At 62.4% G+C, this 26900-nt stretch carries 26 protein-coding genes and 1 tRNA gene; 13 read left to right on the forward strand and 14 right to left on the reverse strand.

What is annotated here, in order from left to right; translation table 11 throughout:
* Positions 1–11: 11 nt before the first annotated feature.
* On the reverse strand, positions 12–1649 hold the full coding sequence (locus tag Q7P63_14905; protein ID MDP0501381.1) for a hypothetical protein: 1638 nt from the start codon (positions 1647–1649) through the stop codon (positions 12–14).
* 451 nt (positions 1650–2100) lie between these two features.
* Here Q7P63_14905 and Q7P63_14910 point away from each other — a divergent pair, with 451 nt between their 5' ends.
* Entirely contained in the window at positions 2101–2817 is a 717-nt protein-coding gene (locus tag Q7P63_14910) for a hypothetical protein (GenBank protein ID MDP0501382.1), read from the forward strand.
* A 4-nt stretch (positions 2818–2821) separates the two neighbouring features.
* Here the strand turns inward: Q7P63_14910 and Q7P63_14915 are convergent, their stop codons facing one another.
* Together Q7P63_14915 and Q7P63_14920 are read right to left on the reverse strand one after the other, a co-directional pair.
* On the reverse strand, positions 2822–3499 hold the full coding sequence (locus tag Q7P63_14915) for a putative metalloprotease CJM1_0395 family protein (protein ID MDP0501383.1): 678 nt from the start codon (positions 3497–3499) through the stop codon (positions 2822–2824).
* 71 nt (positions 3500–3570) lie between these two features.
* A complete protein-coding gene (locus tag Q7P63_14920; GenBank protein ID MDP0501384.1) occupies positions 3571–4437 on the reverse strand; it encodes an alpha/beta hydrolase in 867 nt (288 codons plus the stop codon).
* Positions 4438–4525: 88 nt separating this feature from the next.
* On the opposite strand from Q7P63_14920, the gene Q7P63_14925 reads away from it, so the two are divergent.
* Positions 4526–5104: a TetR/AcrR family transcriptional regulator gene (locus Q7P63_14925; protein MDP0501385.1), complete on the forward strand. Its 579-nt coding sequence runs from the start codon at positions 4526–4528 to the stop codon at positions 5102–5104.
* Between the two features lie 13 nt (positions 5105–5117).
* On the opposite strand, the gene Q7P63_14930 is transcribed toward Q7P63_14925, so the two are convergent.
* Complete coding sequence (locus Q7P63_14930; protein MDP0501386.1) at positions 5118–6098, reverse strand: 2-enoyl thioester reductase domain-containing protein; 981 nt, start codon at positions 6096–6098, stop codon at positions 5118–5120.
* A 121-nt stretch (positions 6099–6219) separates the two neighbouring features.
* Between Q7P63_14930 and Q7P63_14935 the strand changes: the two genes are divergently transcribed.
* The gene (locus Q7P63_14935; GenBank protein MDP0501387.1) at positions 6220–8289 is read left to right on the forward strand and encodes a M3 family metallopeptidase; all 2070 of its coding nucleotides are present in this window, start codon (positions 6220–6222) and stop codon (positions 8287–8289) included.
* Between the two features lie 84 nt (positions 8290–8373).
* Here Q7P63_14935 and Q7P63_14940 read toward each other — a convergent pair whose 3' ends face one another.
* The 3 genes from Q7P63_14940 to Q7P63_14950 form a co-directional block, all read right to left on the reverse strand.
* Entirely contained in the window at positions 8374–8691 is a 318-nt protein-coding gene (locus tag Q7P63_14940; protein MDP0501388.1) for a hypothetical protein, read from the reverse strand.
* A gap of 553 nt (positions 8692–9244) precedes the next feature.
* Positions 9245–9985: a DUF4339 domain-containing protein gene (locus Q7P63_14945; GenBank protein ID MDP0501389.1), complete on the reverse strand. Its 741-nt coding sequence runs from the start codon at positions 9983–9985 to the stop codon at positions 9245–9247.
* A gap of 397 nt (positions 9986–10382) precedes the next feature.
* Positions 10383–10466, reverse strand: a tRNA-Leu gene (locus Q7P63_14950).
* Positions 10467–10600: 134 nt separating this feature from the next.
* Between Q7P63_14950 and Q7P63_14955 the strand changes: the two genes are divergently transcribed.
* The 6 genes from Q7P63_14955 to Q7P63_14980 all read left to right on the forward strand — a co-directional run bounded on the left by Q7P63_14955 (position 10601) and on the right by Q7P63_14980 (position 16143).
* On the forward strand, positions 10601–11617 hold the full coding sequence (locus Q7P63_14955) for a glycoside hydrolase family 43 protein (GenBank protein MDP0501390.1): 1017 nt from the start codon (positions 10601–10603) through the stop codon (positions 11615–11617).
* 30 nt (positions 11618–11647) lie between these two features.
* Positions 11648–12289 carry an inorganic pyrophosphatase gene (locus tag Q7P63_14960; protein MDP0501391.1) on the forward strand — a complete coding sequence of 214 codons (642 nt, stop codon included), beginning with the start codon at positions 11648–11650 and terminating at the stop codon, positions 12287–12289.
* A 61-nt stretch (positions 12290–12350) separates the two neighbouring features.
* The gene (locus Q7P63_14965) at positions 12351–13157 is read left to right on the forward strand and encodes an ankyrin repeat domain-containing protein (protein ID MDP0501392.1); all 807 of its coding nucleotides are present in this window, start codon (positions 12351–12353) and stop codon (positions 13155–13157) included.
* Between the two features lie 35 nt (positions 13158–13192).
* Entirely contained in the window at positions 13193–14170 is a 978-nt protein-coding gene (locus Q7P63_14970; protein MDP0501393.1) for an aldo/keto reductase, read from the forward strand.
* Between the two features lie 705 nt (positions 14171–14875).
* A complete protein-coding gene (locus Q7P63_14975; protein MDP0501394.1) occupies positions 14876–15076 on the forward strand; it encodes a hypothetical protein in 201 nt (66 codons plus the stop codon).
* A gap of 95 nt (positions 15077–15171) precedes the next feature.
* Positions 15172–16143, forward strand: coding sequence for a calcium/sodium antiporter (locus tag Q7P63_14980; protein MDP0501395.1), 972 nt, complete (start codon positions 15172–15174; stop codon positions 16141–16143).
* A gap of 95 nt (positions 16144–16238) precedes the next feature.
* Here Q7P63_14980 and Q7P63_14985 read toward each other — a convergent pair whose 3' ends face one another.
* The gene (locus tag Q7P63_14985) at positions 16239–17399 is read right to left on the reverse strand and encodes a PepSY-associated TM helix domain-containing protein (GenBank protein MDP0501396.1); all 1161 of its coding nucleotides are present in this window, start codon (positions 17397–17399) and stop codon (positions 16239–16241) included.
* Positions 17400–17652: 253 nt separating this feature from the next.
* Between Q7P63_14985 and Q7P63_14990 the strand changes: the two genes are divergently transcribed.
* Both Q7P63_14990 and Q7P63_14995 read left to right on the forward strand, forming a co-directional pair.
* Positions 17653–18111, forward strand: coding sequence for a hypothetical protein (locus Q7P63_14990; GenBank protein MDP0501397.1), 459 nt, complete (start codon positions 17653–17655; stop codon positions 18109–18111).
* A 3-nt stretch (positions 18112–18114) separates the two neighbouring features.
* Positions 18115–18591: a phage holin family protein gene (locus tag Q7P63_14995; GenBank protein MDP0501398.1), complete on the forward strand. Its 477-nt coding sequence runs from the start codon at positions 18115–18117 to the stop codon at positions 18589–18591.
* A gap of 232 nt (positions 18592–18823) precedes the next feature.
* Here the strand turns inward: Q7P63_14995 and Q7P63_15000 are convergent, their stop codons facing one another.
* From Q7P63_15000 to Q7P63_15020, 5 genes are all read right to left on the reverse strand, one after another.
* On the reverse strand, positions 18824–19945 hold the full coding sequence (locus Q7P63_15000; protein MDP0501399.1) for a lipocalin-like domain-containing protein: 1122 nt from the start codon (positions 19943–19945) through the stop codon (positions 18824–18826).
* Complete coding sequence (locus Q7P63_15005) at positions 19942–22530, reverse strand: FtsX-like permease family protein (protein MDP0501400.1); 2589 nt, start codon at positions 22528–22530, stop codon at positions 19942–19944. The genes Q7P63_15000 and Q7P63_15005 overlap by 4 nt, the downstream gene beginning before the upstream one ends.
* Entirely contained in the window at positions 22523–23218 is a 696-nt protein-coding gene (locus Q7P63_15010) for an ABC transporter ATP-binding protein (GenBank protein MDP0501401.1), read from the reverse strand. The genes Q7P63_15005 and Q7P63_15010 overlap by 8 nt, the downstream gene beginning before the upstream one ends.
* 109 nt (positions 23219–23327) lie before the next feature.
* Complete coding sequence (locus Q7P63_15015) at positions 23328–23657, reverse strand: type II toxin-antitoxin system VapC family toxin (protein ID MDP0501402.1); 330 nt, start codon at positions 23655–23657, stop codon at positions 23328–23330.
* Positions 23658–23711: 54 nt separating this feature from the next.
* A complete protein-coding gene (locus Q7P63_15020) occupies positions 23712–23960 on the reverse strand; it encodes a hypothetical protein (protein MDP0501403.1) in 249 nt (82 codons plus the stop codon).
* A gap of 128 nt (positions 23961–24088) precedes the next feature.
* On the opposite strand from Q7P63_15020, the gene prfB reads away from it, so the two are divergent.
* Entirely contained in the window at positions 24089–25228 is a 1140-nt protein-coding gene (prfB, locus tag Q7P63_15025; protein ID MDP0501404.1) for a peptide chain release factor 2, read from the forward strand.
* Positions 25229–25314: 86 nt separating this feature from the next.
* On the opposite strand, the gene Q7P63_15030 is transcribed toward prfB, so the two are convergent.
* A complete protein-coding gene (locus tag Q7P63_15030) occupies positions 25315–26400 on the reverse strand; it encodes a PAS domain-containing sensor histidine kinase (protein MDP0501405.1) in 1086 nt (361 codons plus the stop codon).
* 275 nt (positions 26401–26675) lie between these two features.
* On the opposite strand from Q7P63_15030, the gene Q7P63_15035 reads away from it, so the two are divergent.
* On the forward strand, positions 26676–26900 hold a 225-nt coding region (locus tag Q7P63_15035; GenBank protein ID MDP0501406.1), incomplete at its 3' end, for a hypothetical protein.

A 26900-nucleotide genomic window follows, 5' to 3' on the forward strand; every position in this document is an offset into this window, starting at 1 on the left:
CGGCGGTGCCACTATCGGGCTGGCACATGATACCATTGCTCGCCGGCCAGGCGCTGGGGGTCGAAGTACCAGCGGCGGCCCTTGTCGTTGAAGATCCAGCGGCTTGTTTCGTCCTGCCAGATCCACGGGTAAAAAGTCTCGCCGGTGTAGATCCAGCCGAGGCCGGAGTCGAGGAACCAGTGGTTGGGGCCGCTGCCTCCACTCCACAGCCAGCCGTGCGGGGGTGCCCAGACCCAGGGGAAGCGGTCGGCAAAGAACCAGCCGAGCCACGGGCTTTTGTTCCAGCCATCGGCCTGCTGCGCTGGCAGGGTGGGGAAGGCCGCCAACACCTCCGTGCGCGCAGCGTGCAGCTTGAGGCGCCACGGCCATTGCGTGGTCAACACGTCGGCCACCAGATAGCGCTGGTCGGGCGTCAGATAGACTGAATCGGTATGCTCCTGGCGCGCTTCCGTCCAAGGCACGTTATAGCGCTCGAACAGGCTGGGGTAGAGGGTGCGCAGCTCTCCCGTGCCGGGGACGAGGTAGCGCAGGGTATCGGGAGACGGGTCGGAGGCTGGCTGACGGAGGCGGAGAAAGCCCCCCGGCTGGGGTTCGCCGCCGAGCAGCGCCATCAGCCCGAGGGCCGCTTCTTCGGAGTCGGCATACGGCAGATCGTGTGTGTTAGGCGTCGCGGCGTCAAAAGGTTGCCAGTGGATCCACCGGTCGGGCAGGCCGTTGGACTGCACCCAAAGCACAATCTGTTGCCCGTCGGTGCTGGGGTAGATCGCGGAGATCTGCGAGGCGGGAGGCAGGCTGGGCAGCGTCGCGAGCCCCTCGGCAAAGGAGTAGCAGAACGGCTTGGGACGATCGGTCCCGGCAAGATAGTAGTCGCCCACCAAGGTGGAGCCATCGGCGGAGACGATAAAATCCACCGATACGCCTTCCGCCGCCAAGCCGCCCCCCAAGCCTTCGGCGACCAAGACGCTGAGGTCGTAAAAGGTGGCGCTGGCGTCGCCTTCGGTCCACACGAGAAGCTGGTCGCGCAGGTTGTCGCCCTCGGTATCTTCCAGCGAGTAGGAGAAGAAGAGCGTGGTTTGGCCCTCGCGATGCGTCGCCCACAGCTCGCGGAAGTCGTGGTTTTCCGGCAGGAGGTCCGACACTTGCGTCACCGGGTCGAGATCAGTGAGTTGCCCATCGCGTGGCACGGGCGCGATATGCAGCTCCAGATCATCATCTGCATCGTCATCGTGCAGGACAAAGAGGCGGTCGCCGGCCGCGTTGAGGCGCACACGGCTGTTCCAGGTCCAGCTTTCCCCGGGAGGCAGGCGCAAGTCGTAACCTACCCCGGTGTCCACATCGGGCACGAGGAAAAAGCCGTCGTCATAGAGGTTGTCGCCCGTGTAGGCGTTGTAATCGTAAACCTTGTTGCCCATTACCGCCACCGACGCATTGGCGTTCAAGCTGTGCAGCTGGTGGTGGTCCGCGGGATCGTAAACCGTGGTGGCAAGTGGGTTGGAACTGAAGGTGATGGGCACCAGTTGGGGCGTGCCCGTCCCCGTGCTGCTGCCGACGACGGCCTGGAAGCTGCGGACGGAGGAGCCGGCGCTGGCTGCGGCGGTATAAGTCGAGGAGCGGCTGAGGACAAAAGCGCTGCTACGCGATTTGACCACCTCCGCGTGGGAGTAAGCAGGCCATAGTGGTAAGGCCAATACAGAGAGAAGGAAGAGGTGCTTTTGCATGAGGCATGGGAGTCAGTTTGGCCAGCGTGGGGGCTACTTCTAGCCGATGCAAAGGAAAACCCAACCGTTTATACCTTACACTTTGTGCGTTTGATATGAGGGAGATCCGGCGTCGATGCAGGGGTTGGTGCGTAGCTCCCAGCCTGTGTTTCAACCTGAGATGCCGCCTCGATTGTGCCCCGGCATCTTGCCTGAAATAACCCACTTAAGTGCATGTTTATTGCTTATTGCATGGCTGGATTGCCAAAAAGGAAGGCTAGCGTTCTGATTCATGCCAAACGCACGATCACGTAAGGGTATTTACAGATGATGGGGGCAGATTAAATCGCCTTTACCCTTGCGACAACGGGGATTGGAGGGATAGACCATATGGTATAGCAGGATGAACAGCGCATTTTACGTCAGTCCGTTCCGCCGGGTAGGCATCGTGGAAAACATGGCCTACGATGCCATTTTGCTCCACGACTACTCCCACCCGGTCCAGGCGCGTATCCGCTGTTATGGTTGGTCGGAGCCGGGGGCCACGTTTGGCTATAGCCAACGTTGGGCCGAGGTGTCGGCCTTTCTTGCCGACCAGGCGCTGCCGATCGTTCGCCGCCTTACGGGGGGTGGAATGGTGCCGCATGGCGCCGATTTTACCTATGCACTGGCGCTGCCGCCCGCTCATCCGCTCTATCAAGTGCGCGCCGGCGAGCTTTACCGGCAGGTCCACGAGGCGGTGGCTGCCTGCCTCTTGGCCTTCGATTGCCCGGCCGAGCTGCAATCATGCGCTTGCCGCGAAGGGCAACCCCACACGCCGGCCCGGGTGGCGGGGCAGTGTTTCCAGAGTGCGGAGCCTTTCGACGTCGTGCACGCCGAGACGCGGCAAAAGCTGGCGGGTGCGGCGATGAAGCGTCACCGCGACGGCTTGCTCGTGCAGGGCTCCATCACGCTACCGGAAGGTGCACCGCTGGACCTCTTCGAGCGTTCCTTTATCGAGTTGATCGCTTCGCGGCTGGAGCTGCCGTTCCCGACTGCGGTGCCTGCCCAGACCGATCCGCAGGCTTTGGACCGGTGGAAGACCCATTTTGGCGATCCCCAGTGGAACCGGAAGCGATAATGGCCTATCCGACGCCCAGCAGGCGACTTTCCTGAGTGGGCTCCAGCCCGAACGCCTTGCGCTGGCAGTCAGGACATTGGGCGAGGTGCGCCGGCTCCTTGGTATGTGCGACGCCGCTACGGCTGTTCTGTTCCGTTTCCAACCCGGGTGCTTCGCCGCTGACCTTTGTGTCCGTTGGCTTGCCGTCCTTGCCTTCGCTGAGCGCCTCCTGTTCGGCCGCACGGACTTCGGCCCGTGCCTCGGCTTCCATCCGAGTGGCGGAGGCGGCTACGCTCAGGTCGGCCCCCGAAGGTTGGGCTGGGGCGAGGGCGGCCGCACGGATGCGCCGCGCCTTGTCGATCGTGCCCTCCGCCGTTGCGGCTGGCGAGGTGTCGATCTGGACGTTGCCTCCGGTAACGTAGGTCTTGCCGTCGGGCCCCTGCGTCGTCTCGTAATTCGGCCCGCTGACGGAGATGCCTGCGGCGGCAGCGAGGTGTGCCTGCTCGTGCACGCGCACCTCCGTGTCGCGCTTTTTCAACTGCTCCACTTCGCGGTCGATCTGGCGCTGCTCCTGCGCGGCCTGCTTGTCGTCGGCTTGCTTTTGGGCCGCTTCGTCGCCGGGGTCTGCTTTCGCTCCGCCTGCCTCGGCGCGCTGGTAGGCCGAGGCGAAATAGGCGGAGGAGCTGTTGAGTGCACCAATCACGAAGAAAGTCCTGCTGCGAAAGTCGGCTCGTGCCGGTCTGGCTTGAGGCCAATTTCAGGGCAGGGGAAGGATCAACGCAGGTGCTGCTGCAGGAATTCGATCATCTTGTCGGCAATCTCCGCGCTATGGGTCTCCAGCGCAAAGTGGCCGGTGTCGAAGAAGTTGATCGAGGCTGCCGGGATATCCCGTTGATAGCCGCGCGCGCCGTCTGGCCCAAAGAAGACATCGTTCTGCCCCCACACCGCGAGCAGCGGGGGTTGGTGCTGGCGGAAATACGCCTGCCACTCGGGGTAGAGAGCGACGTTGGTCTGGTAATCGCCGAAGAGGTCGAGCTGGATTTCCGGATTGCGGTCCAGAATCGCCTGATCGTGAGCGAGGGCGTCGGGGCTGATCCGGCTCTTCAAATGCTCCGGCACACCGTAAAAGTATTGGTATTTGGCCGTGGCCTCTGCCGTGAGGAAGGCGCGCAATGCGTCGCGATTCGCCTGCGTCGGTTGCTCCCAATAGGCGCGGATGGGGTCCCAGGCGCCGAGCAAGCCCTCCTCGTAGGCATTGCCGTTCTGGCTGATGATCGCCGTAATCTTCTCCGGTGCAGCGGCCGCCAGGCGGAAGCCCACCGGCGCGCCGTAGTCGAAGACGTAGAGCGCGTAGCGCTGGAGTTGCAGCGCCTCCGTAAAGCGGTGGAGGGTGCGGTAGAGGTTGTCGAAGGTGTAGGCGAACTGCCCGCGCGGGGGTGCTTTGGTGTAGCCAAAGCCCGGCAAGTCGGGCGCCACTACGTGAAAGTGCTCCGCCAGTAGCGGGATCACCTGCCGGTACATGTGGCTGGAGGTCGGGAAGCCGTGCAGCAGGAGCAGGGTGGGTGTGTTACGGTCGCCCGCTTCGCGGTAAAAGACCTCCACGTCGTCTACTTGTTTGGTCTGGTATTGAATCGCATTCATATTTTACCGAATGATCGGTAAATAAAATAATTGCCAAGGATGTTTGCACGTCAAGTGATCTTTACCGATCATTCGGTAAATTGCTGTTATGGGACGCAAACACACGGTAGACCAGGAAACGCTGATTCGAGAGCTACGTACCACCTTTCGGAAGTTCGGCTACGAAGGCGCTGCGCTCAGCGAGCTGGAGCGCGCCACGGGCCTGAAGAAAGCCAGCCTCTATCACCGCTTTCCGGGCGGCAAAGATGAGATGGCGCGGGAAGTCCTGCGCGTGACGGAGGCGCAATTGCGGGAGAGCTTTGAGCAGGCCGTCCCTGCTGCTGCGCCCATTGCCGAGCAGGTCGCCGGGCTGAAAGGCTTTCTCGGCGCGTATTACAGCCAAGGCCAGACCGCCTGCCTCCTCAATACCCTCACGTATCCACACGGAGGTGAGGCGCTTTTTGCGGACGAAGTGCGCAGTCTGCTTCAGGTGCTGCTCGATCTGGTGGCGCAGATCCCTTTGCGTGGCGACTCAAGCCCGGAAGATGCGGCAGCGCGTGCCCGGCAAGCCGTCATGCTGCTCGAAGGCGGCCTCGTCGTATCGCAAGCTATGGGATCGGCGGAGCCGTTTAAGGAAGCGCTCGAACTGGCTGGCGGCCTTCTGGGCGCGCCAGCACACAAATCCTGACCGGAGGGGCCTTTTACGGCTCCAGCAGCACCTTGCCGAGCTTGGGCTGGGTGCTGGCTTCGAGGGCTTGCTTGAAGTCTTCCAGCTTGTAGCTGGCGGAGATCGGGGCCGAGATGACGCCCGTGCGCATGAGGTTGAACAGGTTGTCGAACATCACCTGGATGCGCTCGGGCGAATTGTCGCGATACCAGCGGTCGAGCCAGAAGCCCTTGATCGTGATATCGTTGAAGATGAGGAAGCGGGTGGGCCAGCGCACATCTTCGAAAGTCATGGCGCCAAACGTCACGTGCATGCCGCCGCGCGAAAGGGCCTTGACCAGGCGGATGGCGCTCTCGCCCCCCACGGAATTGAGCGCGAGCGAGATTTGCCCGCCGTTCGTCAGCTCCTTGATGTTCTTTTCGTAGCCGCTGTCTTCGGTCACGACTACGTCTGCCCCCATTTTGGTCAGCGGCTCGATCAGCTCTTCGCGGCGCACCACGTTGAGGGTCTTCAGGCCCAGATACTTCGCCATCTGGATGGTGAAGATGCCCACGGCCGAGTTGGCGGCGTTCTGGACGATCCAGGAGCCCTCGTGGATGTTCGCGTCGCGCAGGATGCGCCAGGAGGTGGGCGGGTTGACCCACGCCATCGCGGCGAGGCTCACATCCACATCCTGTGGCACCTTCCAGAGGTTCTTGGCCTGCACGACGGTGGCCGTGCGCCACGCGCCAAACTCCTCGGGGAAGCGCACGCGGTCTCCCACGCGCAGGTGCGTCACCTCGCTGCCCACTTCGATGATCTCGCCTACGCCCTCGCGCCCGGCCACCGCTGGCAGCTCGGCGAGGCGACCGTAGTTACCAAGGATCATGCCGAAGTCGCTGGGGTTGATCACCGCCTTCAACAACTTGACCTTGACGTCTTGCGGACCGACGCGCGGCAGCGTGATTTCCTCCAGGCGGAGGACGTCGAGCGGCTTGCCGTGCTCGTGATACGTAATGGCGAGGGAGCTTTCCACGAACTCTAAAGTGTCATCACCAGCCAGAGTTCGCCAGAGGTTTTTGCGATAATTTCCACCCCTTTGCGTTTGCGGTTGTTCCCGCCTGCCGCAAGCTTGCAGCAACCCAGATACAGACAACATGGAGCACCCCTTTCTCGACGACCGCCTTGAAATCCGTTGGAGCCAGCTGACGCCCGAGCGCGTGCAGCCCGATATCGAGCTGGCCCTGAAACAGGCGCAGGCCGCTGTGGACAATGTGGCAGCGCGCGACCCCCTCACCCTTACCTTCGAGAACACCTACCTCGCCCTCGAAGCCGGCACCGAACAGCTGTCGCACGCCTGGGGCCTCGTCAGCCACCTCGATTCGGTCCGCAACTCGCCGGAGCTGCGCAAGGCCTACAACGCGATGCTGCCGGCCGTCACCGCCTTTTACGCCCGCATCCCCCTCAACGACGCGCTCTACCAGACGCTGAAGGCCTATGCCGAGAGCAGGGCCGCCGCTGGTCTCAACGACGTGCAGCGCCGCTACGTCAACGAGACGCTGGCCGACTTTCGCGAGAGCGGGGCCGAGCTGCCCCCCGAAAAGAAGGAGCGCCTGGAGCAGATCGAGAACGAGCTTTCGAGCCTCACGCAGAAGTTCAGCGAAAACGATCTCGATTCCACCAACGCTTACGAAAAGATCGTGACCGACGAAAGCCTGCTCGCCGGGCTGCCCGCCTCGGCCAAGGAAGCCGCCCGCGAAAGCGCACTGCGCAAGGGCCACGGCACCGAAGAGGCCCCGCAATGGCGCTTCACCCTGCAAGCCCCGTCGTTCATGCCCGCCATGAAATACATCGACAGCGAGGCCCTCCGGCAGGAGCTGTATGAAGCTTTCGCGCGCGTCGCCAGCGAGGGCGAGCACGACAATACGCCCATTCTCCGCTCCATCCTGAAGCTGCGCCAGGAAAAGGCCGCCCTGCTCGGTAAGGCCCACTTTGCCGATGTGGTGCTCGAGCGCCGCATGGCCCGCCAGGGCGAAGCCGCCCTCGCATTTGTCGAAGACCTGCACCGCAAGACCAAACCCGCCTTCGATCAGGAAAACGACGAGCTGGAGATCTACCGCGCCGAACAGACGGGCACCGACAAGCGGCACGTGAAGCCTTGGGAAGGCGCCTACTGGGCCGAAAAACTCCGCCGCGAGCGCTACGACTTCGACGAAGAAGAGCTGCGCCCCTACTTCCCGATCACGCGTGTGGTCGAAGGGCTCTACAGCCTGGTCGAGAAGGTCTTCGGCGTGCGCATCACCGAGCGCACCGGCGTCGACAAGCCCGAAGTGTGGCACGAAGACGTGGAATTTTACGACCTGCACGACGGGCAGACCGGCCAGCATCTGGGCTCGTTTTACGCCGACTGGTTCCCGCGCGAAGACAAGCGCAGCGGCGCCTGGATGAACCACCTCCGCACCGGAGAACGCCCACGCGGCGACGGCAAGTGGACGCCTCACCTTGGCCTGATGGCGGGCAACCTCACGCCCCCCAGCGGTGGGAAACCCGCCCTGTTGACCCACCGCGACGTGGAGACGGTCTTCCATGAATTCGGTCACCTCTTGCACCACCTGCTCGGCGAAGTCGAAGTCAAGGCCCTCAACGGCACCAACGTCGCCTGGGACTTTGTGGAGCTGCCCTCGCAGATCATGGAAAACTGGTGCTGGGAGCGCGAGAGCCTCGACCTCTTCGCCCGCCACTACGAGACCGGCGAGCCTATCCCTGCCGAGCTCTTTGCCAAGACCAAGGCCGCCCGCAACTTCTTCGCCGCCCGATTCCAGATGCGCCAGCTCTGCCTTGGCAAGATGGACCTCGAGATGCACCTGCACGCCGAGCGCTTCCTCGAAGGCGACCTCGATGCCCAGCTCGACGACGTGTTGCGCGACTACCTGGTGCCCACCGAGCCCCGCTCGGCCCACATCATCCGCCAGTTCAGCCACCTCTTCAGCAGCCCCACCGGCTACGCTGCGGGCTACTACAGCTACAAGTGGGCCGAAGTGCTCGATGCCGACGCCTTCACCCGCTTCCAGACCGAGGGCCTCATGAGCCCCGCCGTCGGTCGCGCCTTCCGCGAGCACGTGCTCTCCAAGGGCAACAGCGAAGACCCCGCCGTGCTCTTCCGCCAGTTCATGGGCCGCGACCCCGACCCCCAAGCCCTGCTCAAGCGCCTCGGTCTGGTGGCGTAGAGACCAGATAGGCCAACGGGATGCGCCGCATACAAACGGCGCACCCACATTCCCTATTCTTTAAGGTGTCTTGGAGAAGTTCCGTTATCCTTTTACGGGAATGTAGCCGCCCCAGTAGGTGTTACCGTCTTTTTTCGCTATTCCCCTGTGGGCTGGAGATGTTTTCCCCTGAACTGTCCATGCAAGCAAATATCTTCCACTGCTTTGGGGATCTTCTTCAATGGTTAGAATTCCATGTACCCATACGTCTTTACGTTCCTCCCACCGGCTCTCGTAGCGCCTGACCTTGGGGTTGTCCGATTCAAGAGGTGTAGCTTCCTCGTTCAAGAAGCTATTGATTGTTATATTTGTGTAGTATCCTTGTAACTTGCCGGTATTTGGGTCCTCTGTGAGTTGAACCATGCCATAGATAGGATTAGATTTCATCGTTGATTTATATTCCGTTCTGATAAGCAATCACTCCCTTTGGCGTTTGCCCTGTGAGGTCTGCAGGCTCTTCCGGTATGTAATAGCAGAAGATTTAGATTGAAATGAGTCAAAGGAAGGACGCTTGGTGATATTCCAGAGCCTGCTAGATGACCATTTTTCGAATACGACGTTGAGGCGTCAATTCTGATCGCTCTTCCGCCAGTTCATGGGCCGCGACCCCGACCCGCAGGCCCTCCTCAAGCGCCTCGGTCTGGTGGCGTAAGGAAGAAGCTCTGCTGATATCGTTTGCCCGGGTGCACTCTAGCCGCACCCGGCGCGAGAGGGCGGGGGAGTGCTCAAGTATCCTCCTGCCATCCTCGGCCAACCTGCCCCGGTGCCTTCACCTCCACCTTTCCGTGATGTTCCGATGGTTGGTCGATAGGGTCCTCTCCAGCCCATGGAGGTGTGAAGGGGAGTAAAAGGAGGAGGGCACGTTTCATGGCGTAGGAGGTGGGCGGGAGCATTTTGTCTGGAGCAGGTGAGACGCTTAATACTCTTCGAAGCGGCTGCCCGCATCGGGCAAGCTGGCAAGAAATGGCTCTCCGGCTCCCGTGAGCCAGGCATAGTCGCCGCGGACTTTACGCACATGCAAGTCGGCTGAAAAGCGAGACGCTATCCCCAGGCAAACCAGCGCCGCAGGCATCGAGACGAGGATTGCCCACGCACCGGCAGGTGAGGCATCTTCAGTGGCGATCCCGTAGACAAAGAGGCTGGCGCAGGCGAAGAACCCAATCCAAGCCCCCAGCAACCAGAGCCGGCGCTTTTTCCGTTCGGCTGAGCAAAGCCCGAGCGACAGCTTGACGGCCTTGCGTGTCGCCAGTGCGACGATGATCAAGACGATGATGCTCAGGAAAAACGTCAGCAGCACCCACGGAGAGGTGTAGTAAAACGTCTTGGTACGCATGGCCTCGCGGGGCAGCTCGGCGTTGGTGCGGATGCAGCGGGGCGGCAATTCCGTGAAGTCTCGCCGCACCACGAGATATTTGTCATCGCGCCAGAACGTTTCCTCCGGTGTCGCTGGCGTTGGGGGCGGGGGAGGATTGCTGCCTGCCGGCAGCCACTCGGCCAGGGCGCTGCGGTTCAGCGGTGCCCAGTCGGCCATCCCGCTTGCCCAGACCATCGTGTCGGCGCGAATATCTCCCGCTAGAATTTTCGCGCGCATATCGTCGCTTGATACCGGGCCCTGTCTATCGCTCCCATTGAGGTAATACCACGTGCTCTCCTGCATGTGCCAACCGACTAAAGTGCAGGCATGCCGTTGTCTACTTCCAAATCTTGAGGAGGGGGTAAGAGTCATCCTGCCTGGCCCCACTTGCCTGAATCGCATCCATCTTGGCCTGACTTAAGGCCTCAGCTACTCGCCTCTTGGCTCATCCAGCCTGATCCCGATGGGGAACGACGTGAATTCGCAGCCTCGCCGGGAAGTGGCGACCAGTGGCCCGCGCGCTTTGTGAGCTTTCAGGTGACTTCTGCCAGCAAAGTGAGGGCCGTGAATACCCTTTCAGCCGATTGCCCAACATCGGCAGGGTGACGAGGAAAGGACTTTGCGACCCTTCCGGCGTCAGGTTGAAATGCCAACCAATTGAGAACAGCCAAAATGCTGTCTGCTACAACTTTCCCGGAACTGGTAGCGGAGGTGGGACTTGAACCCACACGCCTCACGGCGTCCGATTTTGAGTCGGATGCGTCTGCCATTCCGCCACTCCGCCATCGGGAAACCATGCACTAAAGACGATCTATGCGTGGCGTGCAAGGAAAAGCGGAGGGCCATTTACGGGTTCGGATCGGACTGTTGGAGCGCGGGTCGCTTGCCCCTGTGGTAGCTGGCGTAGATGGTATTAACATGCCCCAACTTCGCCTCTTCGTTTCCCTGCTTGTACTGGCCGTCTGTGGCTGCCTGTCGAGCCTTCGGGCCGAAAAGCCCCGCAACTACCGCCTGGACGAGCTGCATATGCGCGACGCCAGCGTGTTGGCCGACCCCGAGAGCCAGACGTATTACCTAGTGTCGTCGATGTTCCACAATGCGGGGCACCGGCGGGGCGTGGTGATGGCCTATACGAGCAAAGACCTCGTGGAGTGGGAGGGGCCGCACAAGCTTTTCGACACGCCGGAGGAATTCTGGCCTGGCGCGACGATGCGCGGGATCTGGGCGCCGGAGATGCACGCCTACAAGGGCAAATACTACCTCTTCATCACCTTCAACACCTCCACGGAGCTGTGCGAACAGTGGCGCGAGTGGCTGCCGCGAGTCCGGCGCGGCTCGCAAGTGCTGGTCGGCGATTCGCCGCTGGGGCCGTTCGAGCCTTTTTCGCGCGAGCCGACGCCGCCCGCCGACATGATGACGCTCGACGGCACGCTCTTCGTCGAAGACGGCGTGCCCTATATGGTCTACTGCCACGAATGGGTGCAGATCGTGAACGGCACGGTGGAGATGATCCGTCTCAAGGACGACCTTTCGGGCACCGTGGGGGAGCCGCAACGCCTGTTCTTCGGCAACGACGGGCCGTGGGCCAAGCGGATCGACCCCTACGGCGCGTGGGTCACGGACGGCCCGACGTTTCACCATTCCAAGTCGGGCAAGCTGTTCATGCTCTGGTCGGGCGTGGGGGAGGGCGGCTACACCGTCGGCCTGGCGATCTCCGATAGCGGCAAGCTTGCGGGCCCGTGGCGTCAACAGGCCGAGCCCGTCTTTGCCGAAGACGGCGGCCACGCGTTTCTGTTTCACCGCTTCGACGGCCAACTGATGATGGCCCTGCACCAGCCCAACAGCCAGACCGAGCGCATCCGCCTTTTTGAAATGGAAGACACCGGCGAGAGCTTGCGGATTGTCCGACCGTTCGAGGGGAAAACCGCGAAATAGGTGGCGGTATCGTAACTGCTGCACCCAGGCATGGCCGACCTGCACGACTACAAATTTACGCCCTACCGCCCGCACCCCTGGCACGGCATCTCCCGAGGGCCGCAGCCGCCCGCCACGGTGCACGCGTATATCGAGATCACTCCCTTCGATGTGATCAAATACGAGATCGACCGTCGAACGGGTTACATCCGGGTCGATCGCCCGCAGGCGAGTTCCTCCCTGCCGCCCGCGCTCTACGGGATCGTGCCGCAGACGCTGGCGGGTCGGCGCGTGGCCGCCATGTGCCCTGAGACGGATGAGGCCGACGGCGACCCGATCGACATTTGCGTGGTCAGCGAACCCCGGATCAACCGTTCCGAGGTGCTCCTGACGGCGCGTATCATCGGCGGGCTTAGCACGTTGGACTCGGGCCGCGCCGACGACAAGCTGGTCGCGGTGCTGGAAAAGGACCCCGTGTGGGGCGACGTCAACGAGTTGGAAGACCTGCCGGAGCGCCTGGTCGACCGCCTGCACCACTACTTCAGCACCTACAAGCTCGACCCGACGACCGACGAAAACCCCGTGCGCATCCTCGGCCGCTACGACCGCAAGCGTGCCCTCGAAATCGTGCAGGCCTCCATGGCCGACTACGACGAGCGCTTCGCCGAAGGGCGGGACGCAGAGGGGGTGTAGGCGGGCGATTGAGCTGCGAATCGTCCAAACGAGTGTTGCAGCACTTGGAGCAGGTCGCATGATGAGCAACGAAGTTTCGGTTCACATGAAATTCCGTCTGCTTTTATTCGCGACTGCTTTGGCAGGGCTTCAACTCTCTTGCGCCGGCCCTTCCAGTGCATTGGCCGCATTGCAAGGCATGAGGGCCAGCAGGTACTTTGATCAGCAAGTCCAGATCGACTTTGCCCGTGCCGTAGAGCGAGGGGACGAAGCGCGGATGCAGGATCTGCTTGAACAGGGTGCTGATGTGAATGCAGTAGGGCGCGCGGGTATGAGCCCGCTCTTTTGGGCCTTGGCCAAAAGAAACAAGGTGGGCTTCCAATTTCTGCTCGAACATGGCGCGGACCCCAACACGGTTGCGCGCGATGAGAACGGAAGTCTTATTCTGACCGAGGTGGCGGCGATTGCAGAGGACAGCGACTACTTGCGCCTGCTTCTGGAGCATGGAGCCAATCCTGACCAGAAAACGGGGTCTATTGGCAGGACTCTGATTTACGACGCTATCATGCACGGGAGGCGCGAGAATGTGCGCTTGCTCGCCGAAGCTGGTGCGAATTTGAACAATCAGGACGGGAATGGGCAGACCCCCATGATGACGGCGGCTGCGGTGGATAAGTTTTGGATCGTCCGCTTGCTGCTCGATGCGGGAGCAGATCCAGAGATTGAAGACAAATGGGGATATCGGCTTGATTGGAACATCCGTGAATACGGAGACCGGACCATCCCGAAGCAAAGCGACGATTACGAAGCGTATATAGATGTCGTTGAGGAACTGACTATGCGTGGACTCTTGGATGAAGGCACTCCCGCTGCTGCCGTTAAAAACTAGACATCCGCCACCCGCGCGGTGCTATGCTCATCGGCATGAAATACCGCGCGTTTGGCAAACTCGGCTGGGAGGTTTCGGAGATCGGTTTTGGCGGTTGGGCGTTGGGCGGTGACGCCTGGGGCTCGCAGGACGACCGCGAATCGGTGGCGGCGCTGCAATGCGCGCTGGAGGCGGGCGTTAACCTGATCGACACCGCCGCGCGCTATGGCAATGGCCGGAGCGAGCGCGTGATTGCCGAGGCGCTGCAGGGGCGGCGCGAGAAGGCTTACCTGGTCACGAAGACGCCGCCCGTGCCCGGCAACTGGCCGCCGCACCCCTATGAGAGCGTCGACGACCGCTACCCGGCAGCCTACCTGCGCGAAAATGTGGAAGAGCGGCTGCGCAACCTGCAAACGGACTGCCTCGACGTGCTGCTGCTGCATGTGTGGTCGCGTAGCTGGAATGCCGACCCGCGCCCGCTGGAGGTGCTCGCGCAACTGAAGCAGGAGGGCAAGATCCGGGCCTTCGGCATCTCTACGCCCGACAACGATCAGGACCAGCTCAACACCCTGATGTTGCGCGGCCAGATCGACGTGATTCAGATCGTCTACAACATCTTTGAGCAGCTGCCGGCGGCCGAGGCGCTGCCGCTGGCGCAGGAGAACGGCGTCGCGGTGATGGGCCGGGTGGCCTTCGACGAAGGCAGCCTCACGGGCAAGTTCACCAGCCGCACGCGCTTTGGCGAAGGCGAGTTTCGTAACCGCTACTTTGCGGGCGATCGCCTCGTGCGGACCGTCGAGCGGGTAGAGCGCGTGCGCGAAGACCTGCGCGATACCGGCTACACGATGGCGCAGGCCGCCCTCAAGTTTGCCCTCGCGCACCCCGCCATCAGCACGGTCATCCCGGGGATGCGCAACGTGGCGCAGGCAGAGGCCAACGTGAGCGTGAGTGACTTGCCCGATCTGCCGGAGCCCGTGTTGGAAAAGCTGCGTCGCCATATTTGGCTGAAGGGCAATTGGTACGCGGGTAAGTAACGGTCACGCGTTCCATTCCCATTGACTGGAGCAGCAGCTTCTGCAGCATATAAGGCATAAAGCACCTGCTGCTATTTTTCCTGGTTTTCTGCGGCGCCTTTACCTTGTTGGCACAGGCTGAAAGACCGCATGTGCAGTGGGCTGGCGATGCAAGCGCGCAATTCAGCGCCTTCTCGACCTCCTCCGGCTTGGAGGCATTGCTGCCTGCGGCGGCGATGGACCGCCTGCCGCCGACCACTTGGCGCCTGCTGGAAGAGCTGGATCTTTCGACGGCGCTCGATGATACGGCAAAGTTGCCTCCGCGCGTGGTTTCCTTTTGGGCTCGGGCACCTGATCTAGCGCCCGCCCAAGTTCGTACGAGCTGGATTCAGGCCGGGAGCCATCCGCCCACCGCGCCCCCCTGCGTTGCGTAAAACGTCCCTGAAGCATTTCCGCCTGTAGACGGAACTGCTCTAAAAACGGCTGGGCTTGAGGCCATGTGCCTCTGTGGCCAACGCTTCATGGCGTTGGTTGTCCCTGGCCCATTTTATTCGCGCCCTGCGGGGCCGAACGTCATGGCCGGTGCCTTCGTTGCGTCCGCTCAACGAACCGTTGCGCCTGCCAAGTGTGTGTAACCGAAAAGGGGCACGCGAATCCTGCATCTATGGCAAAACGAGGGGTTCGCGTGCCCTCAGCGGATGGACGAATTCGAACGCATTTCTTACCATGTTGAATCAGCTCAAGGCCTTTTGTGCGGCCTTTAAAGTTTCGACCCGGGACACGAGCCCGACCGCGCTCGCGACCCTCTACCGCTCAATGAGCGACCAAACGCTGCTTGAGATCAATCCCGCTCACCTCACCGCCGAGGCTCTGCCCGTCTGGCAGGCCGAGATGCGCGCGCGCAATCTTGCCCGCAAGGCGGTGTAAGCCACGGCCCGCTCTTTTCGGCGGAGGGCAGCTGCAGCCTGTCCTCCGCCCGTTTTAGCTGATTGACACGACTTCGACTACTTACCGCTTAACCCATGGATACGCTACTGGTTCCGATTTTGATTCTCATCGCCTCCCTGGCCCTCCTGTGGTTTGGGGCCGAAGGTCTTGTGCGCGGCGGCGCTGCCCTGGTCGTGCGTCTGGGGCTGACGCCGCTGGTGGTGGGCCTGACCGTCGTCGCCTACGGCACGAGCATGCCCGAGCTCCTGGTCAGCACGCGGGCCTCGTTGGCAGGGCAGGGCGATATCGCCCTCGGCAACGTCGTGGGCTCCAATATCTTCAACATCTGCATCATCCTGGGCCTTGCTGCCGTGATCCAGCCGCTGAAGGTACAACGCCAGCTGATGAAGCTCGACGTGCCGGTGATGCTCGCCGCCTCGTTCCTCTTCATCCCACTGTTCTGGGATGGCGTGATCACCCGCTTCGAGGCGGGGGTCTTCCTCGTGGGCCTGGTCGCCTATACCGGCATCAACATTTACCTCGCACGCAAGGAGTCTGCCACCGTGCAGACCGAAGCGATGGAGGTGCCGCTGAAAAAAGGCTCCGTGCCGCTCGAAATCGCCTACCTGATCGGCGGTCTGCTCGTGCTGGTGGTGGGCTCGCATCTGCTGGTCGACTCATCCGTTACCATTGCGCGCCACCTTGGCCTGAGTGAAGCCGTGATCGGCCTGACGATTGTGGCCGCCGGCACCAGTATGCCTGAGCTGGCGACCTCCGTCGTGGCGGCCTTGCGGCGGCAGGCCGACATCGCGATCGGCAATGTCGTCGGCTCCAACATCTACAACCTGCTCGGCATCGTCGGCGTCTCGGGCGCGATCATCCCTTTGCGCGGGCCCGGTCTGCAGCCGGTCGACCTCGCGGTGATGGCGGGCAGTACGCTCCTCCTGCTGCCGCTGATGCGGACGGGTTTCCTCATCCGCCGCTGGGAAGGTGCGCTGCTGCTGGCGGTCTACGCGGGCTACCTGTGGTGGCTCTGGCCCGATCCCGCCGCCGTTCCGGCCGCGTAAGGCGAGAGACTTTCTCTGTACGACCCATACCCTCAGCAAACAGCCGGGCTCCTCGCGGGGCTCGGCTGTTTCATTTGGAAAAGCGATAGGTCTGGTTACACTTCCGTCGTCACCGGTTCGGTGGCCTGCTGGGAAGCGGCCTTGGGCTCGGCGAGGATTTGGGTGCGCTGCGGGCGCTTCTTCTGCATGCGGCGGCGGTGCCACCAGATCCACGTGCCGGAGCCGGCGAGCACGGCCGGGGAAAGGCCCGCCAGGCACCAGATCACCTTGCTGAAGAGGCCGCCAAAGTCGCCGAAATGCAGGGGCTCGAAGGCGTTTTCGATCCGCTGCCACGCACTCGCCTTGCTCAGATCGAGGTGGTAAGTGACCTCGCCGGTATCGTTGTTCATCCACAGGTGGCTGCCGTAGGCATTGCGGAAGGGGTGGCGCTCGGGCACCGTGCCGAAGAAATAGATTTGGGGGTCTTCGCTGTCCGGGAAGTTGATGAAGTTGACGACATAGCCCGGCATCAGCTCCTGCGCCTTCGCGTTCATCTCGTCGAGGCGCGCGGTCATGTCGCCCTCGTAAGGATTTACAAGATGCTCCTCTTCGTGGTGGTGGTGCTCAAGCTCATGGCTGAGGTGGCCCCAGTTGAGCCACACGCCGGTGAGGCCCAGGATCAGGTTGAGCGGCACCGTGCTGATGCCCACCATCTTGTGCACATCCGAGAAAAAGATACGGGCACTTTTGCGCCAGCGCAGGCGAAAGAAGGCCTTCCAGAAGCCCCGGTAGATATAGACCCCCGTGACGCCTAGCCCGATGAAGCCCAGCGCCAGCAGAGCCGTTGCGATCATGCCCCACTGGTGCGCGAAAAACTCGTAGTGCAGCTTCACCAGCCAGCCCTGGAGCGTTTGGTCGCTGAGGACCGGCGCGGGGGCGGTCTCACCCGTGTAAGGGTCGAGGTAGAGGATATACCAGTCGTCGGTGCCCCGTCGGGTCAGGTAGACGTCGTCGCGGGTGGCCGAATCGTAGCGTGGTCGCCAGCCTTGGATGAAAAAGTCGGGGAAGGCCGCCTCCACCTGGGGGACCAGTTGCTGCAGCGGGATGCGCTCCTCCGCTGGCTTCACTTCGGCCACCAGACGCTTTTCCGGCCACAGCAGGTTGGCGATCTCCTGGTGGAACACGAGCACGCTTCCCGTCAGGCCGATCACGAGCAGGCCGAGGCCGCAGAACAGGCCCAGGAGGGAGTGGATCTTCCAGATGGTCTTGAGTTTCACGAAGCGGTGCAGTCAAAAAGTGGCTAACACGAAGGCCCCGGAGCGGTTCAGGCTTTCCCTAGAGCTCCGGGGCAACGTATGCGGACGATTTCAGGCAAAAGTAAGTTGGTCCGCGCAGGATGCTATCAATGCGATTCGGTCTCATATAGAGTGGCTTCGGCTCAGGTTGGCAAGGCGAAAATGAGACTGATTCTCTCGAAGCTGCAGTGCTTTTTCGGTTGTGGCGGGTGGTGGCGTCGGGTAGGTTGACCGCATGAAGCGTCGTGGATGGTGGCGTATGTGGATGATGCTGAGCCTGCTGGGTGCCGCCGCGCCCCTGTGCGCGCAAACGCTAGGCGAGCCCTTGCAGGCCGACCCGGCGGAGGCGCGCATGCCCCTGCAATCGCAGGTGCTCAAGCCCGGCCAGCAAATGCTGCTCGCGCTCAAGGACAACACCTTCAGCCTCTACTTCCTCGACGACGAGGGTAACCTGATGCAGCCGCCGGTCGACTCCGTGACGGTGCGCGGCTTTTATCTCAATCAGCGCGACCGCGAGATCTTTCTCGCCATGTCGCCCTCGCAAAGCCGGGCCTACCTGCACAGCCCGCGTGTGGTCGTGCCGCCGCACGATCTGCGCCTGCAGGTGGTCATCCCGCGCCCCGGCCAGACGGGCGACAATGCCTACGAAGTGATCGGGGAATTTGGCTTCAACGCCGATGCGGTTAAACATTAGGGGATGGCAGAGCAAAAAGAATCCCAGGGCCTCTTCCTACGCCTCATCGTGCTGTTTCTCGGCACGTGGCTGGCAGATCAACTCGTCGATGGCATCCACGCCGACGGTCTCGGCTCCCTCGCGCTTGTTGCCGTCGTGCTGGCCGTGCTCAACGCCTTCGTGCGTCCGTTGCTGATCTTTTTCACCCTGCCGCTGGTCATCTTCACCCTCGGCCTTGCCGTGTGGCTGATCAATGCCGTGATGCTGCTCTTCGCCGGCGGCATTGTGCCGGGCTTTCACGTCGACAGCTTCTGGTCGGCCCTCTGGGGAGCCATCATCATCGGCATCGTTTCGATGGTCGTGAACCTTTTTACGGCGCGTAAGCACATCCAGGTGCACGTGCAGCGCGGCCCCGGACACGCCCCCGACGGCACCCGGGGCGTCAAGCGCCTCCGCCACAACCGCCGTCGCGGCGAATCCGAAGACGTCATCGACGTATAGGGAAAGATTATTTAGCTGCAGATTCTCACGGGTAAAGAAGGAGTGATTCTTAAACGGGCGAGGATTTTGCCTCACGCTAAGCCGCGAAGGCGCAAAGAAATACCTGTATATCTCGTTTCTGCTCTTCTTTAAACTCTTGGTGGCTCTGCGTCTTTGCGTGAGGCCAATCTTTCTGCCTTTATCCGCGTAAATCTACGTTCATCTGCGGCTAAAAACAAATCGCCCTCCGTATCTACTGCAGCCGCTCCGCCGTCGACGTGCCGTAGCCGACTAGTTCCAGATACGCGCGACCGATGACCTTGTCCGATTCATCCACGACTTCGCAGGCGCCTTCCCAGTAGGTATTGTCGCCCCGGATGTCCACCACCTCCTGACCATCGAGGGCAGGACGCAAGTGCAGCACCTGCTCGACTCCAGAAGGGGTGGGGGCGGTGATCTTTACCTCGATCGGGTAGCGGTTGCCGGTCTCCGGGCTCTCCCACCAGCGCACGGCCTCCCATTGGAAATCGTCCGCCCCGTAGTAAGTCACTTTGCCCGCCGGGTCGATCCACATCAGCGCCGAGAACGGGCCCTTGCTGCCGCCTTCTTCGCGCAGGATGTAGGCCTTCACCTCGCGCCCATCGTCCAGTTGGATTGCGGTCCAGTCCCAGCCCTCCAGTTCGTTGCCGAGCTGCTTGCTGGCGATCTCGTGGTCCATCCAGCTCTGGCCCGTCACCGCAAGTTCCTCACCGCCGACCGAGACGGTGCCAGTGGTCTGCAGACGGGTGAATGTCAGGTAATAGCTCCGCGCTGCCGGGTCGGCACCCTTACGCGAAGTGCCGTCCTGTCCGAAAACGATCAACGGCTTCACGGGCTCCAGTTGCAGGGAAAACTGCACATCCGGCGGGGCGGAGGCCACCAGCTCAAACGCTTCCGCACCCTCCGGCCATTCCAGCCGCCACGGCCCCTGGCGCACGTTGAGGCGTTCGGTCGCGGCACTGGCGTTCCAGCCCTCCCGGTCGAGTCGCGACTGTTGGTAAAAGGTGCCCGTCTCCAAGTCCGCCAGCGCAAACTGGGCGAGGAAAAGCTGGTCGGTGCCGAAGAGCGGATCGCTCTCGCCCGCCGCGTCGTCCTTCGGACCCGCAAAGCGGAAAAACGTTGCCTGATACCCAAAGCGCCAGTCGTCGCCCGCCCGCAGGTGCCCGGTGAGATACCACCACTCGATCTTGAACTCGGGATGGCTCCCGTGGTCGCGCGGAAAGGAGAAGGTATGGCCCGGCTGTGGCACGGCAAAGCCATCGTCGGTCGTGGCCGGTATTTCGGCCCGCAGCACGGCGGCGGCCAGCAGGGAAAGCGTCAGCAGCGTCTTTTTCATCGCGATTCGTCCTCCAGGGCAAGGCGGGTGCTTTGGCGGCCCACCAGATAGCCGATCACGCCGCCCGCGACCAGCACGAGCAGCGAAAAACGCAGTAGCGCCACCCACGGCCAGGCGTAGAGCAGCGTCCACCCAAACGATTGCCGGTTGATGACGTACATCAGCAGCCAGCCGAGGGCAAAGCTCAGCAACAAGCCGCTGACCAGCCCGCCCAGCGTCAGGCCCGCCCCTTCCAGCGCGGTGATCAGCGCCAGTTGACGCCGGCTCGCGCCGAGCACGTGCAGGGTGCGGAGCGTGCCTTGGTTTTCGCGCAGGATGCTGACGAGCCCCAAAGCGAGCCCCACCAAAGCGAGGCTGACCCCAAGGATCTGCAGCGCCTCCGTGGCGGCAAATGTCTGGCGAAACACGCGCAGCACCGTCTGGCGCAGGGCAGCATTGCTGCGGATTTCAAGCCCCGGATACGCGAGGCGCAGCTCTTCGGCGAACTCCGCTGCCGTGGCTGGATCGTGCAGGTGCAGCGACAGGTTGAAGACCTGCGCCGTGCCAAACCATTGCTCGAAGGTCGCACGCGGCACCACCACCGAGCCCCGGTCGTTGCCGTATTCGCTCACCACGCCGCGCAGCCAGATTTGCTGCGGCCCGCTCGGGGTCGGCATCTCGATTACGTCGCCTGCGCCGACTTCGAAGCGCCGGATAAACGACTCGTTGGCGTAGCCCTCCGTGGTGCCGGTTGGTTGCTGCGAAGCGGGCAGGGGTTCCCGCAGCCAAAGTACCTTTTCGTAGCCGCCCAGCAGCTCCGTATGGGCCCCGCCGAGGTAGGTGCGCGAGCCGTCGAGGTCCACCGGGCGCAGGTCGAAGGCGTTGGTGGCCGCTACTTCCGGTCGCGCCGCGATGGGCCGCCAGATCGATTCCGGGATGCGCGCCTCGCGGGTCACGCCGCCATCACCCGGCAGGCTCACGTAAAGATCGGCCTGGAAGCGCACCTCGATCCACTCCTCCATCGTGCGCGAAAAGCTGCCCACGAGGATGCTGATCGAGGCCGCCATGCCCACCGCCACGAACAGCCCCGCGAGCGCCAGCCGGTGCCGGCTCGTGGCCTCGCGCAGTTGCACCAGCGCCACCTTCCACGGCAGGCGGTCGACGGGCAGGCGCAGCAGTAGGGCCGCGAGCGGGCGCAGTACCCCGCCCGCAAGGATCGTCCCGCCGATCAGCCAGAGAAACGCCGCCGCAAATCCACCGACCGGCAGCCGCGTCTGGTCGGCCAGCACATACGGCGGCAAAGCGGCTGTCCCAACGCCCGCGGCCACCATCAGAAAGCCCCAGACCGGACGCTGCCAGAGCGCAAACCCGTTGCCGAAGCGCCCGCCACGCATCACCTGCGCCGGGGGCGTGCTGGCGGCGTCGCGCAGCGGGAATTGCCCGGCCAGCCAAGTCGCGCCGAGGCCCAGCGCCAGCGCGAGGGCCGCGTCTGGCAAGGTGAGGGCGGCGCTGTGGGCGGTCGTCTGTAGATAAAGCGCGTTGACGGTGCGCGATACCGCTCGCACCGCCACTTGGGCCAGGCCCCAGCCAAGGAAAATGCCGAGCAGGCTGCCCGCCAGCCCCAGCATGGCGAGGTCGAGCCGCCAGAGGTGCCGGATGTGACGCGGCGTCAGCCCCAGGCTGCGCAGGATGCCGATTTCGCGCCGCCTCCTCACCACCGCCGCGTCGATGGCTTGCGCGATCAGAAACAAGCCCACCAGCAGCGAGATCAGCGAAAGGATGTTGAGGTTCATGCGTAGCGCCGCCGTCATTTGGGCCCCCGTTACCTCCTGACTGCGTGGCCCCTGCACCTCCCAGCGCCCGGCCGCAGGCTGCTCCAGCCGGGTCCGCACGGTCTCCACCCAGTGCTCGCGTCGCTCGGTGGCCGTCACGATCACCTCCACCCGCGCGACCGAGTCGGGCCGCTCCAGCAGCGTTTGCAGGCGGGGGAGGTCGAGCACCAGCAAGTTGTCGGGCACCTCCACGCCGAAGCGGTTGGGCGGTAGCAGGCCAAACACCTTCAGCTCGACCGCACGCCCCTGCAGCAACACCGGAAACGTGTCTCCCACCGCCAGCCCATGCGCCTGCGCCAAGCCCGGTGCGATTACCACCGCGCGCGGGTGGCGCAACAAATCCCACCAGTTGCCCGTGGTTTCGCCCACCAGCCCGGCGTCGTCTGCACTGCCGAGGTTCTGCACCGCCATCAGGTCCGTGCCCAGCAGGCGCAGCTCCTGACGCGATTGCGGATCAATGGCGGAGCCTTCGAGCAACGGCACCAGCTCGACCGGCAGGCCCTCGATCGCCGCGCGCAACTCCGGCAAGGCGTCTTCGGGCAACGCCCCGGCGGGCGCCTGCACCGTCCAGTCGCTCTGGCCGCTGACGGCGGCGTCGAGCCCGCCAAAGCCCGCCAGCGCGGCCCGGTTGGCCAGTCGGATCGAGAGAAAGGCCGCCACACCGAGTCCCAGAATGCAGACGAGCGTAAAGCTCTGCCACCACTCCTGCCGCCAGTGCCGCGCCGCAGTCTGCCGCCACACCGTGGCGAGGGTTCGCCAGGTAACGCTACGCATGGGCGGGCGCATTCTCTTCGCTCAGCACGCCATCGCGCAGCCAAAGCGTGCGGTGGCAGATGCGGGTGGCTTCGGGCGCGTGCGTCACCATGGCGAGCGCCGTCTGATGGGTCTCGGACACGCGCGCCAACAGGTCGAGCACGCGCTCGCCCGCCTGACTGTCGAGATTGCCGGTCGGCTCGTCGGCCAGCAGCACCTTGGGGTGGGGGGCCAATGCGCGCGCAATCGCCACCCGCTGCATCTCGCCGCCGCTCAGTTGCCGCGGCATGGCGTCGGCACGATGACTCACGCCCACCTCGTCGAGCAACGCCCGCACCCGCTCGCGCCGTTCCGCCTTGGGCCGTCCGAGCAAGAGCAGCGGCAGCTCCACGTTTTCAAACGCGCTCAAGGTCGGCAGGAGGTAAAAGAGCTGAAAGATGCTGCCGATGTCCTGCCGCCGCAGAGCCGCCCGCCCGTCTTCCCCCAGCCCCTGCAGCGACTGCCCGGCCACGATCACCTCGCCCGACTGCGGCTGCTCGATCCCGCCCAGGCAGTTGAGCAGGGTAGACTTGCCCGCGCCCGATGGCCCCATGATGGCCACGCGCTCGCCCGCCCTCACCTGCAGGCTAACATGATCGAGCACCACCCGCTGTTCATAGCGGTGGCACAGGTCGATCGTCTCCAGCACAACCGGCGCATCGAAACACATAGCGGCCAAGTTAATCGCGCCTGGCACACGCCGCAACGCTGCGCCCGGATGGAGCGTCCTTTTTGTGGCTGGGGCGTGAAACTGCCCGGATGAATGGTAATCCTGCACACTACCAGACGGTTTCCACGCAACCGCTGTCGGTAATGTTACTGTCGCGAGTCAGAAGGGTGAGGCCGTGGCGTCGAGCGGTAGCGACGATAATGCGGTCAAACGGATCGGCATGCGGTAACGGCACCTGGATCGAGTCGATCGCGACATGGGCGTCAATCGGGATGATTGCAAAGGTCTCCGCGATTCGGTGCAGCCCCCGGAACTCGCGACCCAAGAGGGTAATCCGGCCTTTCTTGGCAATTTGGACCAGTTCGATCAAAGTAATCGCCGAGATTGCAATCTCGCCACTACCAGCATCGCGAATCAGTTGGGCTGCCTGCTTGCCCAGTCGCTCATCTCCCTTGCAACAGCCAGACTACCGCATGCGTATCGAGCAAGAGCCTCACAAAGAGCCCTTCCACTCGTCATCGGAGGTGGTAGGTTGGTCGATGTCGTCAGCAGACCACAGAATCTCATCTTTGAGCATCCCGAAAAGAGACTCTCCACGGGGAAGCGGCTCGGTTTGCGCAGACGCAAGTGCCCGGACCTCCAGATCCCCTTGGGGCGAGTGGACAATTACAGGCTCTCCCGCCAACGCAGCCCGCTGCATCCGGGGGAAGTCCTGCAGGAATTTGCTGACGGTGGTGTGCATACGGGCAATTTGGCAAAAGGGGCGCCGCCTTTCAAGCGCGGTGGTGCAACTTCTCCATTTCTCCCCCGCGCCAGCTTCCCGTCTGCCTTGACCAACTGGGCGAGACCTGAGACAGTATCCGTTTTCCCATGGCCCTGGAACCTGAAGTCCGCACCCAAGTTGAAGAGATTGCCAAGCGCGCCGGCTACCTCTGGAAGTTCGTCGACGTACCCGGCAAGCAGAACCGCCTGGATGAGCTCGACAACCAGATGGCCGCCGCGGACTTTTGGGACAAGCAGGACAAGGCGCAGGTGGTCGTGCAGGAAAGTGCGCGCATCAAGGGCCTGATCAACCCGCTCGTCGCATTCCGCAGCCAGGTCGAGGACCTGAAGGCCACCGTGGAGTTGCTCGACGAGATGGGCGAAGACGCCGACCTCGAGCGCGAAGTCGTCACCAACACCGCCAAGCTAAAGGCGCGCCTCGACGAGCTGGAGATCCAGAGCTTCCTCGGCGGCAAATTCGACCGCAATAACGCGATTCTCAGTATCAACGCCGGCGCGGGCGGTACCGAGAGCTGCGACTGGGCCAGCATGCTCCTGCGCATGTATACCCGCTGGGCCGAGCGCAACGGCTATCAGGTGACGATCGAAGACATGATCGACGGTGAAGAAGCCGGGATCAGCTCCGCCACCATCCGCATCGTGGGCGACAACGCTTACGGCTACGCCAAGGCCGAGCGTGGGGTCCACCGTCTCGTGCGCATCAGCCCGTTCGACAGCAACGCGCGCCGCCATACCTCCTTTACCGCCGTCGACGTGATCGCCGAAATCGAGGACGACATCGACATCCCGATCAAGGAAGAAGACCTGCGCATCGACGTCTACCGCGCCAGCGGCAAGGGCGGCCAGCACGTCAACCGGACGGAATCGGCCGTGCGCATCACGCACATTCCTACCAACATCGTCGTGCAGTGCCAGGACGACCGCTCGCAGATCAAGAACCGCGCGACGGCCATGAAGGTGCTCAAAAGCCGCCTCTACGAAAAGCAGCAGGACGAGAAGCGCGCGGAAATGGAACGCTACTACGGCGAAAAAGGCGAAATCGGCTGGGGCAACCAGATCCGCTCCTACGTCTTCCAGCCCTACCAGATGGTCAAGGATCTGCGCACCGGCGTCGAAACCGGCAACATCCAGGCCGTCCAGGACGGCGACCTCGACAACTTCATCCACGCCTGGCTGCGCGCTGGCTGCCCCACCTCCCGCAATAAGGATATCAAGATGGAGGACTGAGGGGAGACAGCCCTTTATTCCTCAGGCTTTGGGACTTCTGCCCCAATCCAGCGGGATCGCGTGCCGATCGGAGAGCGGCACACGCTCTAGTCGCTTTCCCGGGCGAAGTGCAGCGTGAAAGTCGTGCCAACATTGACTTGGCTGCTGACTTCTATGTGGCCGCCGAGCTCACGCATATGGCAGGCGATCAGGTAGAGACCGATTCCCTTGCCATCTTTGTTGTTATGGAATTTCTCATGTAGCCTGAAGATGCGGTCTTTCAGGGATTTGCTGTCGAAGCCGATTCCGTTGTCCGTATAGCGGATTTGCTTGTTTCCGTCGCACAGGCGGGTCTCGATGCTGATCATCGGGGGGCGGTCAGGGTGTGCGTACTTGATCGAGTTTGTGATCAGGTTCAGAAAAATGCCTTCCAGATATGATTGTTTGAAAGTAAGGGTGTCGAATGCTTCCAGGTCCATCGTGATCCGGGCCTGCGAACCTGCGATCAGGTAGAAGAGCGGCTTTTTGACTTTTTCGACGGTTGTATGGATCGAGAGGATTTCGAGCTGAGCGTCCTGAGCTTGGCTTTTCTCGATTTGATCCAGGTAGCGGTTAAGCATCTGCTCCAGCTCGTTGGCGGCCTCGGTCATCATTTGGATAAACTCCTGGGTCTGAGCGTCGGTGATTTTGCTGTGGTCCAGGATGCTGAAGAGCGAGATCAGGTTTGCCACCGGGGAGCGTAAATCATGTGAGGTGGCATAGTTCATTTGCTTCAGGCGTTCGTTCGCTCGGGTCATCTCGGCCAGCATCGCGTTTCGCGCAACCTCGTGCTCTTTATTGGAAGTGATGTTTTTGGCAATGGCGTAGACCAGCCCCTCTTCCTGCTGGGGAATCGAGTTCCAGGAGAGCCACACAGTCTCGCCGTCCTTGGTCAGGTAGCGGTTTTCATAGTTTATCAGGGGCTTGCCCGCGTACAGGTTACGCCGGTGGGTTTCAGTCAGGGCCTGGTCCTCGGGGTGGACGAAGGTGTTGATGGGACGGGCATAGAGCTCGGCTTCCGTGTACTTCAACAACTTGCAAAGGGCGGGATTTATTTTTTTAAAATACCCGTCAAAACCGGCAATACACAACAGCTCGGGCAACGATTCAAAAAAGGGCTCTAGTGAATACTCTGGAGTGTTGGGCATGTTCATCGGTTTGACGTTTATGTCCGTAACGGAGGAATATTACGTTACTGGCATTATCCTGAAAGTCACACTTATCATACAGTTAACCGAAGTGCTCACTACAGTGTGGACAGCTTATTGGGTACAGGTGGCTATTCCTGGGGAAAAATCAAGTGCTGATGATCATGGAACGGCTCTGCCTGAGGGCGAAGGGGGCTAAGGAGCGGGCACATCCGGAAAATGCATCTGCGGCTTGCTCCGGCGCGGAAAAGGTTTCCCCTTGGAAGTTTCAACCGTTATGGATGAAGCCCGACATTGCCATGGCCACGCTTGATTACCAGACCGTTAAGGCCTCGCTTGAGGCGCAACCCCTGTTCGAGGACAAGACTTGGCGCCTCTCGCCCGAGGCCTGGCCGCTCACGCCTGCCCAGCTCAAGGAGATCGAACTGATCGGGCAGGCCTGCCGCGACTTTTACCAGGCGCTGGACATCCTCTACCGGCGTTCCTGGCAGGGGAAAAACCTCCTG

This window comes from Verrucomicrobiota bacterium JB022 (assembly GCA_030673845.1).
Taxonomy (GTDB): Bacteria; Verrucomicrobiota; Verrucomicrobiia; order Opitutales; family Oceanipulchritudinaceae; genus WOUP01.

What these genes read in the sequence shown, in the direction of transcription:
- Q7P63_14980 (MDP0501395.1), top strand. Translation starts at nt 15,172, where the DNA reads ATGGATACGCTACTGGTTCCGATTTTGATTCTCATCGCCTCCCTGGCC.
- Q7P63_14910 (MDP0501382.1), top strand. Translation starts at nt 2,101, where the DNA reads ATGAACAGCGCATTTTACGTCAGTCCGTTCCGCCGGGTAGGCATCGTG.
- Q7P63_14975 (MDP0501394.1), top strand. Translation starts at nt 14,876, where the DNA reads ATGTTGAATCAGCTCAAGGCCTTTTGTGCGGCCTTTAAAGTTTCGACC.
- Q7P63_14960 (MDP0501391.1), top strand. Translation starts at nt 11,648, where the DNA reads ATGGCCGACCTGCACGACTACAAATTTACGCCCTACCGCCCGCACCCC.
- Q7P63_14955 (MDP0501390.1), top strand. Translation starts at nt 10,601, where the DNA reads ATGCCCCAACTTCGCCTCTTCGTTTCCCTGCTTGTACTGGCCGTCTGT.
- Q7P63_14925 (MDP0501385.1), top strand. Translation starts at nt 4,526, where the DNA reads ATGGGACGCAAACACACGGTAGACCAGGAAACGCTGATTCGAGAGCTA.
- prfB (MDP0501404.1), top strand. Translation starts at nt 24,089, where the DNA reads ATGGCCCTGGAACCTGAAGTCCGCACCCAAGTTGAAGAGATTGCCAAG.
- Q7P63_15005 (MDP0501400.1), bottom strand. Translation starts at nt 22,530, where the DNA reads ATGCGTAGCGTTACCTGGCGAACCCTCGCCACGGTGTGGCGGCAGACT.
- Q7P63_14990 (MDP0501397.1), top strand. Translation starts at nt 17,653, where the DNA reads ATGAAGCGTCGTGGATGGTGGCGTATGTGGATGATGCTGAGCCTGCTG.
- Q7P63_14965 (MDP0501392.1), top strand. Translation starts at nt 12,351, where the DNA reads ATGAGCAACGAAGTTTCGGTTCACATGAAATTCCGTCTGCTTTTATTC.
- Q7P63_14945 (MDP0501389.1), bottom strand. Translation starts at nt 9,985, where the DNA reads ATGCAGGAGAGCACGTGGTATTACCTCAATGGGAGCGATAGACAGGGC.
- Q7P63_14935 (MDP0501387.1), top strand. Translation starts at nt 6,220, where the DNA reads ATGGAGCACCCCTTTCTCGACGACCGCCTTGAAATCCGTTGGAGCCAG.
- Q7P63_15030 (MDP0501405.1), bottom strand. Translation starts at nt 26,400, where the DNA reads ATGAACATGCCCAACACTCCAGAGTATTCACTAGAGCCCTTTTTTGAA.
- Q7P63_14920 (MDP0501384.1), bottom strand. Translation starts at nt 4,437, where the DNA reads ATGAATGCGATTCAATACCAGACCAAACAAGTAGACGACGTGGAGGTC.
- Q7P63_15020 (MDP0501403.1), bottom strand. Translation starts at nt 23,960, where the DNA reads ATGCACACCACCGTCAGCAAATTCCTGCAGGACTTCCCCCGGATGCAG.
- Q7P63_14940 (MDP0501388.1), bottom strand. Translation starts at nt 8,691, where the DNA reads ATGGTTCAACTCACAGAGGACCCAAATACCGGCAAGTTACAAGGATAC.
- Q7P63_15010 (MDP0501401.1), bottom strand. Translation starts at nt 23,218, where the DNA reads ATGTGTTTCGATGCGCCGGTTGTGCTGGAGACGATCGACCTGTGCCAC.
- Q7P63_15000 (MDP0501399.1), bottom strand. Translation starts at nt 19,945, where the DNA reads ATGAAAAAGACGCTGCTGACGCTTTCCCTGCTGGCCGCCGCCGTGCTG.
- Q7P63_14995 (MDP0501398.1), top strand. Translation starts at nt 18,115, where the DNA reads ATGGCAGAGCAAAAAGAATCCCAGGGCCTCTTCCTACGCCTCATCGTG.
- Q7P63_14970 (MDP0501393.1), top strand. Translation starts at nt 13,193, where the DNA reads ATGAAATACCGCGCGTTTGGCAAACTCGGCTGGGAGGTTTCGGAGATC.